The sequence below is a fragment of the Cellulomonas sp. NS3 genome (assembly GCF_024757985.1).
GTDB lineage: Bacteria > Actinomycetota > Actinomycetes > Actinomycetales > Cellulomonadaceae > Cellulomonas_A.
The window spans coordinates 2,474,390-2,489,807 of sequence record NZ_CP103289.1 but is presented as its reverse complement, the minus strand read 5'-3'; the positions used below and the strand labels follow the sequence as shown (position 1 = coordinate 2,489,807).

Below are 15,418 nucleotides of genomic sequence, written 5' to 3'. Positions count from 1 at the left end.
GCCGTGGTCGTCGCCGGTGTTCCGTAGGATCGGCCCACGTGAGCCCCACCATCGGTGTCCTGGCCCTGCAGGGTGACGTGCGCGAGCACGCGCGCGCGCTCGAGGAGTGCGGCGCGGACGCCGTCCCGGTGCGCCGGGTGAGCGAGCTGGCCGCGGTCGACGGGCTCGTGATCCCCGGCGGGGAGTCCACGACGATCGACAAGCTGCTGCGCGCGTTCGACCTGTTCGAGCCGGTCCAGGAGCGCCTGCGCGCGGGGATGCCCGCGTACGGCTCGTGCGCGGGGATGATCCTGCTCGCCGACCGGGTGCTCGGGGGAATCGAGGGCCAGCGCACGCTCGGCGGGCTCGACATCACCGTGCGGCGCAACGCGTTCGGCCGCCAGGTCGACTCGTTCGAGACCGACCTCGTGATCGACGGCGTCGAGGACAGCGGCGCGGACCCGCTGCACGCCGTGTTCATCCGGGCACCGTGGGTCGAGGAGGTCGGCGACCGGGCGAGCGTCGTCGGGCGCGTCGAGTCGGGTCCGGCCGCCGGTAGGATCGTCGCGGTGCGTCAGGGCCCGCTCCTGGCGACCTCCTTCCATCCGGAGGTCACCGGCGACACGCGGGTGCACCGTCTGTTCGTGCAGATCGTCCGCGACAGCCTCTGACCCCGAACGGCGCCCTCGACGGCGCGGCACGTCCGGGGTCCGCGCCGCGGGCGGAGACGAAGGGGTAGCGAGACCATGTCGGGTCACTCCAAGTGGGCCACCACCAAGCACAAGAAGGCCGTCGTCGACGCCAAGCGGAGCAAGCTCTTCGCGAAGCTCATCAAGAACATCGAGGTCGCGGCCCGGACGGGCGGCGGTGACCTCGCGGGCAACCCGACGCTCTTCGACGCGGTCCAGAAGGCCAAGAAGAGCTCGGTCCCGATCGACAACATCAACCGCGCCGTCAAGCGCGGGTCCGGCCAGGAGGCCGGCGGCGCCGACTACCAGGGCATCATGTACGAGGGCTACGGCCCCGGCGGCATCGCGGTCCTGGTCGAGTGCCTCACCGACAACCGCAACCGTGCGGCGTCCGACGTGCGCGTCGCGTTCACGCGCAACGGCGGCCAGATGGCCGACCCCGGCTCCGTGTCCTACCTGTTCTCGCGCAAGGGCGTCGTCATGGTGCCCAAGAACGACGCGGTCGACGAGGACGGCGTGATGGAGGCCGTGCTCGACGCGGGTGCGCTCGAGGTCAACGACTTCGGCGACGCGTTCGAGGTGCTCTCCGAGGCGACGGACCTCGTGCCGGTGCGCACCGCGCTGCAGGACGCGGGCATCGAGTACGACTCCGCGGACGTCGTGTTCTACCCGGCGACGCAGATCGAGGTCGACGCCGAAGGCGCCCGCAAGATCCTGCGGCTCATCGACGCGCTCGAGGACAGCGACGACGTGCAGAACGTCTACGCGAACTTCGACGCCTCCGACGAGGTCATGGCGGAGCTCGACGCGGACGACTGACCGGCGCTGCGGCCTGCCGCGGCGCGGTGCAGCGCCGCCGCGGGTCGGGGGCGCGGGCCAGTGGCGCGGGCCGGTCGACGACGGCGCGCCGCACGAGGTGCGCCGCGGCGGGCGGCCGGGCTGGGAGACTGCGGGCGTGCGCGTGCTCGGAGTCGACCCAGGCCTGACCCGCTGCGGGCTCGGCGTGGTCGACGGCCTGTCCGGGCGGCGTGCCCGGCTCGTGGCCGTCGGCGTCGCGCGCTCCGACCCGGACCTCGACGTCGACCAGCGGCTGCTCGCGATCGCGACGAGCATCGACGCGTGGCTCGAGGAGCACGCCCCCGACGCCGTCGCGGTCGAGCGGGTCTTCGCCCAGCACAACGTGCGCACCGTGATGGGCACGGCGCAGGTCGCCGGCATCGCGATGCTCGCCGCCGCCCGCCGGCGCATCCCCGTCGCGCTGCACACCCCGAGCGAGGTCAAGGCCGCGGTCACGGGCAGCGGCCGCGCCGACAAGCCGCAGGTGCAGGCGATGGTCACGCGCCTGCTCGCCCTCACCGAGGTCCCCAAGCCCGCGGACGCGGCCGACGCGCTCGCGATCGCCATCTGCCACCTCTGGCGGCCGGCCGGGACGCTCGGCGGCCCGCAGCGCGCGCCCGGGTCGCTCACGCCGGCCCAGCTCGCGTGGGCGCGGGCCGAGCAGTCGGCGCGGCGCGGCTCGCGCTGAGCGTGTCCCTTCGTACAGGTGTTCGTCCGCGTGGCATAGTGCGTGCCGACCCGAGCGGGCGCACGCACCGGTGCGGTGCGCCGCCCGGGTGGCCATGAGCAGCAGGAGGAGGAGCGCGTGATCGCGTCGGTACGAGGGACCGTGCAGGCGGTCCGCCTGGACGCGGCGGTCCTGGAGGTCGGGGGAGTGGGTTTGCTGGTGCAGGCGACCCCGGCGACGCTCGCGGGCCTGCGGGTCGGCTCCGAGGCCGTGCTCGCCACCTCGATGGTCGTGCGGGAGGACTCCCTCACGCTCTACGGCTTCGCGGACGCGGACGAGCGCGAGGTCTTCGAGGTCGTGCAGACGGTCAGCGGCGTCGGCCCGCGCCTCGCGCTCGCGATGCTCGCGGTGCACACCCCGGACGGGCTGCGCCGCGCCGTCGCGGCCGAGGACCTCGCCGCGCTCAAGCGCGTGCCGGGCATCGGCCACAAGGGAGCGCAGCGCATCGTGCTCGAGCTCGCCGACCGGCTCGGCGCTCCGGCGCCCGCCGGTGTCCCCGACGGCCCGCCCGTCCCGGCGGGCGACCAGCGCGGCCAGGTCGTCGACGCGCTCGTGGGTCTGGGCTGGAACGTGCGCGCCGCCGAGGACGCGGTGGCCGGGGTCCTGCCCGACGCCGCGGCGACGATCGGGCCGGACGACGTCGCGGGCGTGCTGCGCGCCGCGCTCCGGGCGCTCGGCGGCGGCCGTGGCTGACCCGTACGGGTCCGACGACCACGACGAGCTGACGACCGAGCGCATCCCCGCGCCCGGCGGCGACGACCCGTCCCTCGTACGCTCGGCCGCCGACGACCTCGAGCGCGCCGCGGAGGCCGCCCTGCGCCCGCGCCGGCTCGAGGAGTTCGTCGGTCAGCGCGTCGTGCGCGAGCAGCTCTCGCTCGTCCTCCAGGCCGCGCTCGGTCGCGGGCGCGCGCCGGACCACGTCCTGCTCTCGGGGCCGCCCGGGCTCGGCAAGACGACGCTCGCGATGATCATCGCCGCCGAGCTCGGCGCGCCGCTGCGCGTCACGAGCGGGCCCGCGATCCAGCACGCCGGCGACCTCGCCGCGGTGCTGTCCTCGCTCGACGAGGGCGAGGTGCTGTTCCTCGACGAGATCCACCGCCTCGCCCGCCCGGCCGAGGAGCTCCTCTACGTCGCGATGGAGGACTTCCGGGTCGACGTCGTGGTCGGCAAGGGCGCCGGCGCGAGCGCGATCCCGCTGAGCCTGCCCCCGTTCACCGTCGTCGGGGCCACGACCCGTGCCGGTCTGCTGCCCGCGCCGCTGCGCGACCGGTTCGGCTTCACCGGCCACCTCGACTTCTACTCCTCCGAGGAGCTCGAGCGGGTGCTCGTGCGCTCGGCCGGGCTGCTCGGCGTGCCGCTCGCCGCCGACGCCGCCGCCGAGATCGCGAGCCGCTCGCGCGGGACCCCGCGCATCGCGAACCGGCTGCTGCGGCGTGTGCGCGACTGGGCGCAGGTCCGCGGCGACGGGAACCTGTCGCTCGCCGCGGCGCGCGCCGCGCTCGAGGTGTACGAGGTCGACGCGCTCGGGCTCGACCGGCTCGACCGTGCCGTGCTCACCGCGCTGTGCACGCGCTTCGGCGGCGGTCCGGTCGGGCTGACGACGCTCGCGGTCGCGGTCGGCGAGGAGCCCGAGACGGTCGAGACGGTCGCCGAGCCGTTCCTCGTGCGCGAAGGCCTCGTCGGACGCACGCCCCGCGGGCGCATCGCCATGCCCGGTGCCTGGGCCCACCTGGGGCTCACCCCGCCGGCTGCGGCGGGCACGCTGTTCGGCTGACCGCCGACGGCCTGCGCGGGCCCGGACGGACCCCGCCGGGGAACCGCGACGGGCTCACGGACGTTAGGTCCGAGGAGCCGCTGCGCCTAGACTGCGGCGGACATCTCGACCAGATCCGGAGACCCACCCCGTGGACCCCACGTTCCTGCTCTTCATCGCCATCGCCTTCGGCGCGATGTGGCTCATGACCAGCCGCACGCGCAAGCAGCAGAAGCAGGCGGTCGACTTCCGGGCGAACCTCGCCGTCGGGCAGCACGTCATGACCGGGTCCGGGATGCTGGGCACCGTCGTCGCGATCGAGGGTGACGAGGTCACGCTCGAGTCGACGCGCGGCAACCGGAGCCGGTGGCTGCGCGCGGCGGTCGCGAAGCTCGTGGAGGCCCCGGTCGAGACGCCGGTCGACGACGGCGCGGCCGAGGTCGACGAGGACCCCGCGCCCACGACCGCCGGACCGTCCCTCGTCAAGGGCACCGAGACCGCGTCGTACGACGTGCCCGACGACCTGTCGACCCTCCCGCCCGCGCGGGGGGACGACACGCCCGAGAAGAAGTAGCCCGCAGGCCCGCACCGGCACCGACGCCGGGACGGACCACGATCCCACCGCCGCGCTCGTGGCGGTGCGCGCACGAGAGAAGACACTCCGTTGGCTCAACCCACACGCCGTCACCGGCCGCTGCGCTCGCTGATCATCCTGGGCGGGCTCGTGCTCGCGCTCTTCGGGTCCCTCCTCGCCGGCACGAGGTGGTCCGACGCGTCGCTCACCCCGAAGCTCGCGCTGGACCTCGAGGGCGGGACGCAGATCATCCTGCAGCCCGTCACCGAGAACGACGAGGAGGTCACCCCCGAGACGATCTCGGAGGCGATCGCGGTCATCCGGCAGCGCGTCGACTCCTCGGGCGTCGCGGAGGCGGAGATCACCAGCCAGGGTGGCCGGAACATCGTGGTCGCGCTCCCGGGCCGGCCCGACGCGGAGACGCTCGCGCTCGTGCGCACCTCGGCCCAGATGGAGCTCCGTCCGGTGCTGACGGTGGCCGGCCCGGCGCCGGTCGAGGACCCGGCCGAGGCCACGGACCCGGCGGCCGACGCCGCGGCGACGGCCGCGCCGACCGACGGCGAGACCGCCGCGGCGGACGCCGCCGCGACGCCCGCCCCCGAGGCGGCGGCGACCCCGGCCCCCGAGGCTGCGGCCACGCCCGCGCCGACCGAGACGGCCGCGCCGTCGGACGAGCCCGCCAAGGAGGCTCCCGACAGCCCGAGCGACCTCGAGTACTACGCGACGCCGAAGGTCCAGGCCGACTTCGCGGCGCTCGACTGCACGGCGCCCGAGAACCTCACGGGTGGCGTGCAGAGCCCCGCGGACCGCGCGCTCGTCACGTGCGACCCCGACGGCACCGCCAAGTACCTGCTCGGCCCGGTCGAGATCGAGGGCACGAACATCGCGAACGCGACGTCGGGCCTCGAGGTCACGCAGACCGGCGCGACGACCAACAACTGGGTCGTCAACATGGAGCTCGACGGCGAGGGCACGGGGATCTTCCGTGAGACCACGACCCGCCTGCAGGCGCTCACCCAGCCCCAGAACCAGTTCGCGATGGTGCTCGACGGCCTCGTGATCTCGGCGCCCAGCCTCGCGACCGGCGTGATCATCTCCGACGGCAAGGCGCAGATCTCCGGCGACTTCACGCGGGAGACGGCCGCGACGCTCGCGAGCCAGCTCAACTTCGGCGCGCTCCCGCTGACGTTCGAGGTGCAGAGCGAGGAGCAGATCTCCGCGACGCTCGGTGCCGAGCAGCTCGAGAAGGGCCTCATCGCGGGCCTCATCGGGCTCGGGCTCGTCGTCGTGTACTCGCTGTTCCAGTACCGCGCGCTCGGGCTCGTGACCGTGGCCTCGCTCGTCGTCGCGGGCGTGCTCACCTTCGGCGTGATCTCCGTGCTGTCCTGGACCCAGGGGTACCGGCTCTCGCTGCCCGGCGTCGCGGGTCTCATCGTCGCGATCGGCATCACCGCCGACTCCTTCATCGTCTACTTCGAACGCATCCGCGACGAGCTGCGCGACGGGCGCACGCTCCAGGCGGCGGTCGACAAGGGCTGGGAGCGCGCGCGCCAGACGATCCTCGCGTCCGACGCGGTCAACTTCCTCGCGGCCATCGTGCTGTACGTGCTCGCGGTCGGCGGGGTCCGCGGCTTCGCGTTCACCCTCGGCCTCACGACGGTCATCGACCTCGTCGTCGTCTTCCTCTTCACGCACCCGCTCATGCTGCTGCTCGCCCGCACGAAGTTCTTCGGCGAGGGCCACCCGCTCTCCGGCCTCGACCGTCGCCGGCTCGGAGGAACCGCACCGCGGTACGCCGGGCGCGGGCGCGTGGTGAGCGCGGGCAACGCCGGGACGACGTCGCTGGACAGCCCGTCCGAGGCCAAGGTGCCGGTCGCCGCAGGCGTCGGGAGCACGGGCCAGACGATCGCGCAGCGCCGTGCCGCAGCAGCCGCTGCCGCACGGACCACCGAGCAGGGACCGGACACGACCACGGCGCACCCGTCCCCCGGGGACGGCACCGCCGAGCCGACGTCCGGACGCACCGAGGGGAACGAGCACTGATGGCCTCCGGATTCGCCCAGTGGGGCAACGACCTCTACACGGGACGGCGCTCGTACGACATCGTCGGCAAGCGGCGCCTGTGGTTCCTCATCGGCGCGGTGCTCGTGCTGATCTCCGCGGTCCTGCTCGTGCGCCCGGGCCTCAACCCGGGCATCGAGTTCCGTGGCGGCTCCGAGTTCCGGATCAACGAGATCGTGGACCCGGCGGAGCAGCCCGCCATCGACGCCGTCACCGCGGTGTCGGAGGAGGAGGAGGCGCGCGTCAGCCGCATCGGCTCCAACGCGCTGCGCGTCCAGACCGCGACCCTGACGTCGGAGGAGGTCGAGGAGGTCCGCACGGCCCTCGCCGAGGCCTACGACGTGTCGACCGACCAGGTCACGAGCTCTTTCATCGGCCCGACGTGGGGTGCCGACGTCTCCGACAAGGCGCTCCGCGGCCTGCTCGTGTTCCTCGGGCTCGTCACGGTCGTCATGACCCTGTACTTCCGCAACTGGCGCATGGCGGCGGCGGCGCTCATCGCGCTGTTCCACGACCTCGTCGTCACGGTCGGCGTGTACGCCGCCGTCGGCTGGGAGGTCACGCCCGCGACCGTCATCGGCTTCCTGACGATCCTCGGGTACTCGCTCTACGACACCGTCGTGGTCTTCGACAAGGTGCGCGAGAACACCGTCGGCGTCCTGGACCAGTCGAAGGCGACCTACGCCGAGCGCGCCAACCTCGCGGTCAACCAGACGCTCGTGCGCTCGATCAACACCTCGGTCGTCGCGCTGCTCCCGGTCTCGGCGATCCTCTTCGTCGGTGCCTTCATCCTCGGGGCCGGGACGCTGCGCGACATCGCGCTCGCGCTCTTCGTCGGCATGGCGATCGGCACGTTCTCCTCGATCTTCCTCGCGACGCCGTTCGAGGTCGCGCTGCGCCAGGGCGAGCCGAAGATCAAGGAGCACACCGAGCGCGTGCTCCGGTCGCGCACCGCCGCGGTGGCCGAGGGCGGCGAGCCGGCGCTCGCCGCAGCGGCGCGGGCTTCCGGTCAGATCCGGCCCGGCGCGCACCAGGGCACGGCCGCGCAGCCGCGCCGCAAGCCGAGCAAGCGGTAGGCGCCACGATGACCGCGCTCGGCCTCACCGGGTCCGCCCTGCTCGCGCGCGTCGCGGAGCTCATCCGCGACGTGCCGGACTTCCCGACGCCGGGTGTCGGCTTCAAGGACATCACCCCCGTGCTCGCCGACGCGGCGGCCTTCTCGGCGGTCGTCGCCGAGATGGCCGCCCGCGTCGACGGGCCGGTCGACCTCGTGGTCGGCATGGAGGCGCGCGGGTTCATGTTCGCGGCCCCCGTCGCCGTGGCGCTCGGCGCCGGCTTCGTGCCGGTGCGCAAGGCCGGCAAGCTCCCCGGGCCGACCGTGTCGCGCGAGTACAGCCTCGAGTACGGCTCGGCGACCGTCGAGCTCCACCCCGCGGACATCCCCGCGGGTGCGCGGGTGCTCGTGGTCGACGACGTCCTCGCGACCGGGGGCACGGCCGCCGCGACGGTCGAGCTGCTCGAGGCCTGCGGCGCCGAGGTCGTCGGCCTGACGTTCCTCGTCGACCTCGAGTTCCTCGGCGGACGTGCGCGGCTGCCCGGCCGTCGTGTCGAGGCGCTGCTCGGCGTGAGCTGACCTCGTCCCGCCGTACACTTCACGGATCGGGTCGGTGGGGACCCGGCGGACCGGCCCTCGCACCGGGTGCGGTCCGACGGACGCCCGTCGGATGGGCGCGGGAGGGGGTGTGCGATGAGCGACGAAGCACGCCAGGAGCCGCAGACGGCGCCCGCGGAGGCGATCGCCGGTGGACGGGTCCGCTCGCGGCTCGCACGCTTCGGCACGCGCGGCCCCGGGACGTCCCCGGCGCTCGAGCCCCTGCTCCAGGCGATCCGCACCAACCACCCCAAGGCCGACCTCGGGGTCATCGAGCAGGCGTACGTCGTCGCGGAGCGCGCGCACCGCGGCCAGATGCGCAAGAGCGGCGACCCGTACATCACGCACCCGGTCGCGGTCGCGACGATCCTCGCGGACCTCGGCATGACGCCGCCGACCCTCGCCGCCGCGCTGCTGCACGACACCGTCGAGGACACCGAGTACTCGCTCGACCAGCTCCGCACGGAGTTCGGTCCCGAGATCGCGATGCTCGTCGACGGGGTCACCAAGCTCGACAAGGTGACCTACGGCGACGCCGCGCAGGCCGAGACGGTCCGCAAGATGGTCGTCGCGATGTCCCGCGACATCCGCGTGCTGGTCATCAAGCTCGCCGACCGGCTGCACAACGCGCGGACCTGGAAGTTCGTCGCGTCGGCGTCGGCGGAGCGCAAGGCCCGCGAGACCCTCGAGATCTACGCGCCGCTCGCGCACCGGCTCGGCATGAACACGATCAAGTGGGAGCTCGAGGACCTCTCGTTCGCGACGCTCTACCCCAAGGTCTACGACGAGATCGTGCACCTCGTCGCGGAGCGTGCCCCCGCCCGCGAGGAGTACCTGGCCGTGGTGCGCGACCAGGTGGGCGCGGACCTGCGCAGCGCCAAGATCAAGGCGACCGTGTCCGGCCGGCCCAAGCACTACTACTCGATCTACCAGAAGATGATCGTGCGGGGCCGCGACTTCGCCGACATCTACGACCTCGTCGGCGTCCGCGTCCTGGTCGACTCGGTCCGGGACTGCTATGCCGCGCTCGGTGCGCTGCACGCGCGGTGGAACCCGGTCCCGGGGCGGTTCAAGGACTACATCGCGATGCCCAAGTTCAACCTGTACCAGTCGCTGCACACGACGGTGATCGGACCCGGCGGCAAGCCCGTCGAGATCCAGATCCGCACGCACGACATGCACCGCCGCGCGGAGTACGGCGTCGCGGCGCACTGGAAGTACAAGGAGAACGCGAAGAACCAGCCGGCGGCCACGGACGCCGCGGGCAACGACATGACGTGGCTGCGCCAGCTCGTCGACTGGCAGAAGGAGACCGCCGACCCGAGCGAGTTCCTCGACTCGCTGCGCTTCGAGATCGCGGGCGCCGAGGTCTACGTCTTCACCCCCAAGGGCGACGTCATCTCGCTGCCCGCCGGGTCCACCCCGGTGGACTTCGCGTACGCGGTGCACACCGAGGTCGGGCACCGCACGATGGGGGCCCGCGTCAACGGCCGCCTGGTGCCGCTCGACTCGGCGCTCGAGAACGGCGACGTGGTCGACGTCTTCACGTCGAAGTCGGAGACCGCCGGGCCGAGCCGCGACTGGATGGGCTTCGTCAAGAGCCCTCGCGCGCGCAACAAGATCCGGCAGTGGTTCTCCAAGGAACGTCGTGAGGAGGCCATCGAGCAGGGCAAGGACGCGATCGCGAAGGCGATGCGCAAGCAGAACCTGCCGATCCAGCGCCTGCTCTCGCACGAGTCGCTCGTCGCCCTGGCGAACGAGATGCGCTACGCCGACGTGTCCGCGCTATACGCGGCGATCGGCGAGGGCCAGGTGTCCGCGGCGAGCGTGGTCCAGCGGCTCGTGCAGTCGATGGGCGGGGAGCCGGGTGCCGAGGAGGACCTCGCCGAGACGGCCCGGCCCGGGCACACCGCGCGCCGCATCCGCACCGGCGACCCGGGCGTCGTGGTCAAGGGCGTCGACGACATCTGGGTCAAGCTCGCCAAGTGCTGCACCCCGGTCCCGGGCGACGAGATCATCGGCTTCGTCACGCGCGGCGCGGGCGTCAGCGTGCACCGGACCGACTGCATCAACGTCGACGGCCTGCGCCAGCAGCCCGAGCGCATCGTGGACGTGAGCTGGACGCAGGGGAGCAGCGCGCTGTTCCTCGTCCAGATCCAGGTCGAGGCGCTCGACCGGAGCCGGCTGCTCTCGGACGTCACGCGGGTCCTCTCCGACCACCACGTGAACATCTTGTCCGCGTCGGTGTCGACGTCGCGCGACCGCGTGGCGATGTCGCGCTTCGTGTTCGAGATGGCCGAGCCGTCGCACCTCGCGTCGGTGCTCGGGGCGGTCCGCAAGGTCGAGGGCGTGTTCGACGTCTACCGGATCACGGGCGCCAAGGCGTCCGAGGAGCCCGCCATCCGGGCCTGACCTGGCCTGCTCCCCGTGTGCGCGACGTGCGCCGCTCGCGGGTGGTCGGCGACGCGTCGGGCGGTCGCCGGCGGACCGAGCGCCTCCAGGACCGACGCAGCGGTGAGCGTCCCGGCGTACCCGTGCAGCCCCGCGAGCTCGGCGCGCGCCCGCTCCACGTCGAAGCCGGCCCGGACCAGGGCGTCGAGCAGCGGGAGCGCCTCCGCAGGGGCGCACCATCGGGCGACGTCGAGGCCGGTGCGCTGGACCGTCGTGACGCGCACGCCGCCGAGGTCGACCACGTCGCGCGCCGGCAGCGCGCACTCGTACGTCGTGCGGGACGGGTGCGGGTCGGGCCGTCGGCTCCGCGGCGGCACGAGCGCGTCGACGCGCCGCGGGGCGTGCTCGCCGGTGTGCACCCACGCCGCCGAGCGTCGCCCGACGACCGCCCGCTCCGGAACGAGCCCGCGGAACGCCGCCGCGCGCAGCCGCGGGCCGACGTCGACGTCGGCGGGGACCGCGAGGTCGCCCCAGACGCGTCGCGTCACGCCGTCCCGCACGAGCGCCTGGTACGTCGGGGGGCTGACGTCCGACGGCAGGATCTCGAGCGGCAGGGGTGGGCCGGGCCGGGGCATCCAGGGTGTGGGGCGCACGGCCCCAGCATGGCGGCCGTCGCCCGGCGCCGTGCGGCCCGTGCACAGGCGTCGGAGGCACGGCACGGCCGTCGCGCCGCGCCGATCAGCCCGTGCAGAGGCGCCGGACGCACCGACGGGGTGGTGCGGGCCGACGCCCGCACCGCCCCCGTCGAGGACCGATCAGCCGCGTGCGTCCTGCGCGGCGCGCTGGACCTGCTCGAGCCACGAGCGCCGCGCATCGAGCGCTGCCTGGGCCTCGCGGATCCGACGCTGGTCGCCCTTCGCCTGCGCCTTGGCCAGGTCGTCCTCGAGACCGGCGATCGCGGCCTCGAGCTGCGCCGCGGCGCCCTCGGCCCGCGCGCGCGTCTCGGGGTTGCTGCGGCGCCAGTCGCTCTGCTCGGCGTCCCGCACGGTCGTCTCGACCGCACGCATGCGGGCCTCGACGCGCTGCACGTCGGCGCGCGGAACCTTGCCGGCGGACTCCCAGCGGTCCTGGATGCCGCGCAGCGCCGCCTTCGCGGCACGCAGGTCCGTGACCGGGACGAGGCGCTCGGCCTCGGCGAGGAGCGCCTCCTTGACCTCGAGGTTCGCGCGGAACTCGGTGTCGGTCGCGGCGGACGCGGCGTCGCGCGCGGCGAAGAACGCGTCCTGGGCGCTGCGGAACCGGGCCCACAGCGCGTCGTCGTCGGATCGGCTCGCACGCCCGGCGGCCTTCCAGCGCGTCATCAGGTCGCGGTAGGCGCCCGCCGTCGCGCCCCAGTCCGTGCTCGTCGCCAGGGCCTCGGCCTCGCGGACGAGCGCCTCCTTGGCGGCCTTGGCGCCGGCGTTCCGGGACTCGAGCTCGGCGAAGAAGTGCCGACGCTCACGGTCGAACGTGGTGCGCGCGTGGCTGAACCGCTTCCACAGCGACTCCTCGGTCGGCCGGTCGAGTCGCGGCCCGTTGCGCTGGGCGTCCTTCCACTGGTCGAGCAGCAGGCGCAGCTGCTCGCCGGCGGGCCGCCACTGGATGCGGCTCGGGTCGGTCGAGGCGATCTTCTCGGCCTGCTCGACGATCGCGGTCCGGGAGGCGACCGCGGCCTCGCGCGCGGCTGCGCGCTCGGCCTCCGCAGCGGCCCGGCGCTCGGCGGCGACCCCCCGCAGCGCGTCGAGGCGAGACCGCAGCGCCGCCAGGTCGCCGACCGCGGCGGGCTCGGCGAGCTCGTCGGTCAGCTTCGTCAGCGTCTGGTCGATCTCCTTGACCGCGAGGTCCGTGGCACCCAGGCGCGCCTCGAACAGCACGACCTTGGCCTGCAGGTCCAGGAACCGGCGCACGTACAGGGCGAGCGCCTCGTCGTGCCCGGCGCCCGGGAACTGCCCGACCGCGCGCTCGCCCGACTCCTCGCGGACGTAGACGGTGCCGTCGTCGTCGACGCGGCCGAACGTCGCGGCGTGCGCGGCCTCGGCGGCGTCCTGCGGCGGGACGACGGCTGCGGGGACGACGGGTGCACCGGCGGGCGCCCCGGCCTGCGGCGCCGCGACCGGGCGGGCCGACGGACGGGGGACGGGACGCGGCACGGGGCGCGGCGTCGGGCGGGGGGCGGGAGCAGCGGCGGTCGTCGCCGCCGGCTCGGTGCCGGCACCGGCGTCCGCCTGCGACTCCGGCGCGGCGTCCGGGTTCGCTGCGGGGGTCGCGTCAGGGTCGGCGGGAGCAGCGCTCTCCGGCGTCTCGTCGCCTGCCGCAGCCTCGTCGGCCGGTGCGTCGGCAGCGGCCGTGTCGACCTCCGGCGCGTCAGCGGGGGAAGCATCCGCGTCGACCGCCGGGGCGTCGGCAGCAGCCGCGTCGACCGCCGGGGCCTCGGCCGCAGCCTCGTCGGCGGCGGGAGCGTCGGGAGCAGCCTCGCCGACGACGGAAGAGTCGTCGGCAGCGATCTCGTCGGCAGCGCGGACGTCGTCGGGCACGACCTCGGTCTCGGCGGTCGCGTCCGTCGGCGACTCGTCGCCCACGGGCGTCTCGTCGGCCTCCGGGGTCGCGTCGGTGGTGGCGGCGTCCGCATCCGCGTCCGTCACCTCGGCCGGCGTCTGGTCGGCGACGAGCTCCTCCTCGGGCACCGCGTCCTCGAGGGCGGGGGCCGCCTGGAACTGGCCGGCGTCGGCGATGTCCGCCGCGATCTGCGCGTCGAGGTCCTCGCCGCCGCCGGACGCGATGTCCTCGGCGGCGGTCTCGAGGCCCTCCGGTGGTGTGGACTCCGCGACGTCGTCGGTCTCGGGCTGCCGGGCAGCCGGGTTCTCGGTCACTGGGTCTCCACTCCCTCGATGATGACGTCGGAGGCCGGTGCCGTTCCGTCGGCACCGATCCCGCCGTCAGCGATTGCCTGCACCACGTCCAGTCCGGAGGTGATGCGGCCGAACACCGTGTACCCGCCCGCTGCGTCGGACGGGATGGTCGAGTCCTCGTAGACGAGGAAGAACTGGCTGCCCATGGACTCGCCGCTACCGCCGACGCGGGCCATCGCGAGGGTGCCCGCGGGGTAGACGTCGTCCGCCGGGGCGTTCTCGATGGGGCCCCAGGTGTAGCCCGGGCCGCCCGTGCCGGTCGCGGTCGGGTCGCCGCACTGCAGCACGTGGATGCCCTCGGTCACGAGCCGGTGGCACTTCGTCCCGTCGAAGTAGCCCTCGCGCGCGAGCGTCACGAAGTTGGCGACGGCCTGCGGGGCCGCGGCGCCGTCGAGCTCGATCCCGACCGCGCCCGTGCTCAGCGTGACCGCGCCGGTCCACGTCCGGGCCTCCGCTGCGGCGGGGTCGGGGACGACGCCGCCATTGCCGGTCCGGGCGGGCAGTGCGCTCACCGACGCCTGGGGTGCGGGGGACCCGGTCGCGGTGGCTGCGGCGTCCGCGGCGGTGTCGTCGCGGGTGAGGATCACGGCGGACACGACCCCGAGCCCGAGCACGAGGACACCGACGAGCGACGCGGCGACGACCTGCTTGCGACGACGCTCGCGGTTCGCGACCTGACGCTGCTGCCACTTCTCGTAACGGCGACGCTCGTACTCACGCTCGCGCTTGCTGGACGACACGCAGACTCCTCGACGACGGGCGACCGGCTGACGCTGTGGCCTGCCGCGTCGCACTCTGGACCTCCGACAGTCTAGGCAGGGGACACCACGCGTTCGCCACGCGGCGCGTCGTGCCGGGGCAGCGAAGGTCACGGTCTGGTCTCGGAGCGCCGCCGCTACCGTGGTGACGTGCAGATCCTCACCGTCGTGGCCCCCGTGTTCGGCACCAACTGCTACGTCGTGGTGGGCGACGACGGCACGTGCGTCGTGGTCGACGCGGGTGCGGGCGTCGCCGGTCCGGTGCGCGACGCGGTGGTCGGGCGCGGCCTGCGGTGCGTCGCGGTGCTGGCGACGCACGGGCACGTGGACCACACCTGGGACGCGGCCGAGCTCTCCGAGGAGTTCGACGTGCCGGTGCACGTGCACGCCGCGGACGCCTACCGGCTCGACGACCCCTTCGGCACGCTCGGGCTCGGCGCCTCGCACGACCCGGGCGGCCCGCTCGCCCAGGCGCTCGCCGCGACGGGCGCACGGCCCGAGTCCTACCGGCGCCCGGCGCGGGTCGAGACGTTCGGCGGCGCCGCGGGCGAGGGCGGCCGGAGCGCGGACGTGGTGCTCGCGCTCGGCGGCGTGCGCGTCGTCGCCCGGCACGCGCCCGGGCACACCCAGGGCTCGACGCTGTACCTGCTCGGCGCGGTCCCCGAGGGCGGCGGCGAGCTCGTGGCCCTCACGGGTGACGTGCTCTTCGCGGGGACGATCGGCCGCACCGACCTGCCCGGTGGCGACGACGCGGTCATGGCGGCGACCCTGCGGGACGTGGTCGCCGCGCTCCCGCCGCACACGGTCGTCCTGCCCGGGCACGGCCCGTCGAGCCGGGTCGCGGCCGAGCTCGCCCGCAACCCGTACCTGGCCCGCTGACACCCCCCGTCGCACGCGCCGCTCAGCTCAGGTGCGTGGGCGCGAGGTCGCGCACCACGGCACGGTGCTCCGGGGCGTCGGCGGGGCCGAGCCGTGCGCGCGAGCACCGGCAGCCCGGACGGACCCGGGAGCGGGGACGCGCGCGGAGGTCGCCATCCCCCGAGCCTCGCC

Annotated in this window: 14 protein-coding genes; 11 read left to right on the top strand and 3 right to left on the bottom strand. The window is 74.4% G+C overall.

Annotation, left to right across the window (positions count from 1 at the left end; translation table 11 throughout):
* Positions 1-38: 38 nt before the first annotated feature.
* The 10 genes from pdxT to NXY84_RS11305 all read left to right on the top strand — a co-directional run bounded on the left by pdxT (position 39) and on the right by NXY84_RS11305 (position 10,683).
* On the top strand, positions 39-650 hold the full coding sequence (pdxT, locus tag NXY84_RS11350; RefSeq protein ID WP_258723216.1) for a pyridoxal 5'-phosphate synthase glutaminase subunit PdxT: 612 nt from the start codon (positions 39-41) through the stop codon (positions 648-650).
* A gap of 75 nt (positions 651-725) precedes the next feature.
* Positions 726-1,487, top strand: a complete 762-nt coding sequence (locus NXY84_RS11345; RefSeq protein WP_258723215.1) for a YebC/PmpR family DNA-binding transcriptional regulator — start codon at positions 726-728, stop codon at positions 1,485-1,487.
* A 136-nt stretch (positions 1,488-1,623) separates the two neighbouring features.
* Positions 1,624-2,193 (top strand): crossover junction endodeoxyribonuclease RuvC, encoded by a 570-nt coding sequence (gene ruvC / locus NXY84_RS11340; protein ID WP_258723214.1) that lies wholly within the window; start codon positions 1,624-1,626, stop codon positions 2,191-2,193.
* 117 nt (positions 2,194-2,310) lie between these two features.
* On the top strand, positions 2,311-2,925 hold the full coding sequence (gene ruvA, locus NXY84_RS11335; protein ID WP_258723213.1) for a Holliday junction branch migration protein RuvA: 615 nt from the start codon (positions 2,311-2,313) through the stop codon (positions 2,923-2,925).
* A gap of 43 nt (positions 2,926-2,968) precedes the next feature.
* The gene (ruvB, locus tag NXY84_RS11330; RefSeq protein WP_258727188.1) at positions 2,969-4,006 is read left to right on the top strand and encodes a Holliday junction branch migration DNA helicase RuvB; all 1,038 of its coding nucleotides are present in this window, start codon (positions 2,969-2,971) and stop codon (positions 4,004-4,006) included.
* Positions 4,007-4,136: 130 nt separating this feature from the next.
* The gene (gene yajC, locus NXY84_RS11325; RefSeq protein WP_258723212.1) at positions 4,137-4,559 is read left to right on the top strand and encodes a preprotein translocase subunit YajC; all 423 of its coding nucleotides are present in this window, start codon (positions 4,137-4,139) and stop codon (positions 4,557-4,559) included.
* 90 nt (positions 4,560-4,649) lie between these two features.
* Positions 4,650-6,602, top strand: a complete 1,953-nt coding sequence (gene secD / locus NXY84_RS11320) for a protein translocase subunit SecD (protein WP_258723211.1) — start codon at positions 4,650-4,652, stop codon at positions 6,600-6,602.
* A complete protein-coding gene (gene secF, locus NXY84_RS11315; RefSeq protein WP_258723210.1) occupies positions 6,602-7,696 on the top strand; it encodes a protein translocase subunit SecF in 1,095 nt (364 codons plus the stop codon). The genes secD and secF overlap by 1 nt, the downstream gene beginning before the upstream one ends.
* Before the next feature lie 8 nt (positions 7,697-7,704).
* A complete protein-coding gene (locus tag NXY84_RS11310) occupies positions 7,705-8,253 on the top strand; it encodes an adenine phosphoribosyltransferase (RefSeq protein ID WP_258723209.1) in 549 nt (182 codons plus the stop codon).
* Between the two features lie 114 nt (positions 8,254-8,367).
* Entirely contained in the window at positions 8,368-10,683 is a 2,316-nt protein-coding gene (locus tag NXY84_RS11305; protein ID WP_258723208.1) for a RelA/SpoT family protein, read from the top strand.
* Here NXY84_RS11305 and NXY84_RS11300 read toward each other — a convergent pair.
* The 3 genes from NXY84_RS11300 to NXY84_RS11290 all read right to left on the bottom strand — a co-directional run bounded on the left by NXY84_RS11300 (position 10,632) and on the right by NXY84_RS11290 (position 14,350).
* Positions 10,632-11,315: a type IV toxin-antitoxin system AbiEi family antitoxin gene (locus NXY84_RS11300; protein ID WP_258723207.1), complete on the bottom strand. Its 684-nt coding sequence runs from the start codon at positions 11,313-11,315 to the stop codon at positions 10,632-10,634. The genes NXY84_RS11305 and NXY84_RS11300 overlap by 52 nt on opposite strands.
* A 162-nt stretch (positions 11,316-11,477) precedes the next feature.
* On the bottom strand, positions 11,478-13,571 hold the full coding sequence (locus NXY84_RS11295) for a DUF349 domain-containing protein (RefSeq protein WP_258723206.1): 2,094 nt from the start codon (positions 13,569-13,571) through the stop codon (positions 11,478-11,480).
* Positions 13,568-14,350: a peptidylprolyl isomerase gene (locus tag NXY84_RS11290; protein WP_258723205.1), complete on the bottom strand. Its 783-nt coding sequence runs from the start codon at positions 14,348-14,350 to the stop codon at positions 13,568-13,570. Before NXY84_RS11290 ends, NXY84_RS11295 begins: the two co-directional genes overlap by 4 nt.
* Positions 14,351-14,518: 168 nt before the next feature.
* Between NXY84_RS11290 and NXY84_RS11285 the strand changes: the two genes are divergently transcribed.
* Positions 14,519-15,247: an MBL fold metallo-hydrolase gene (locus NXY84_RS11285; RefSeq protein ID WP_258723204.1), complete on the top strand. Its 729-nt coding sequence runs from the start codon at positions 14,519-14,521 to the stop codon at positions 15,245-15,247.
* Positions 15,248-15,418 lie beyond the last annotated feature (171 nt).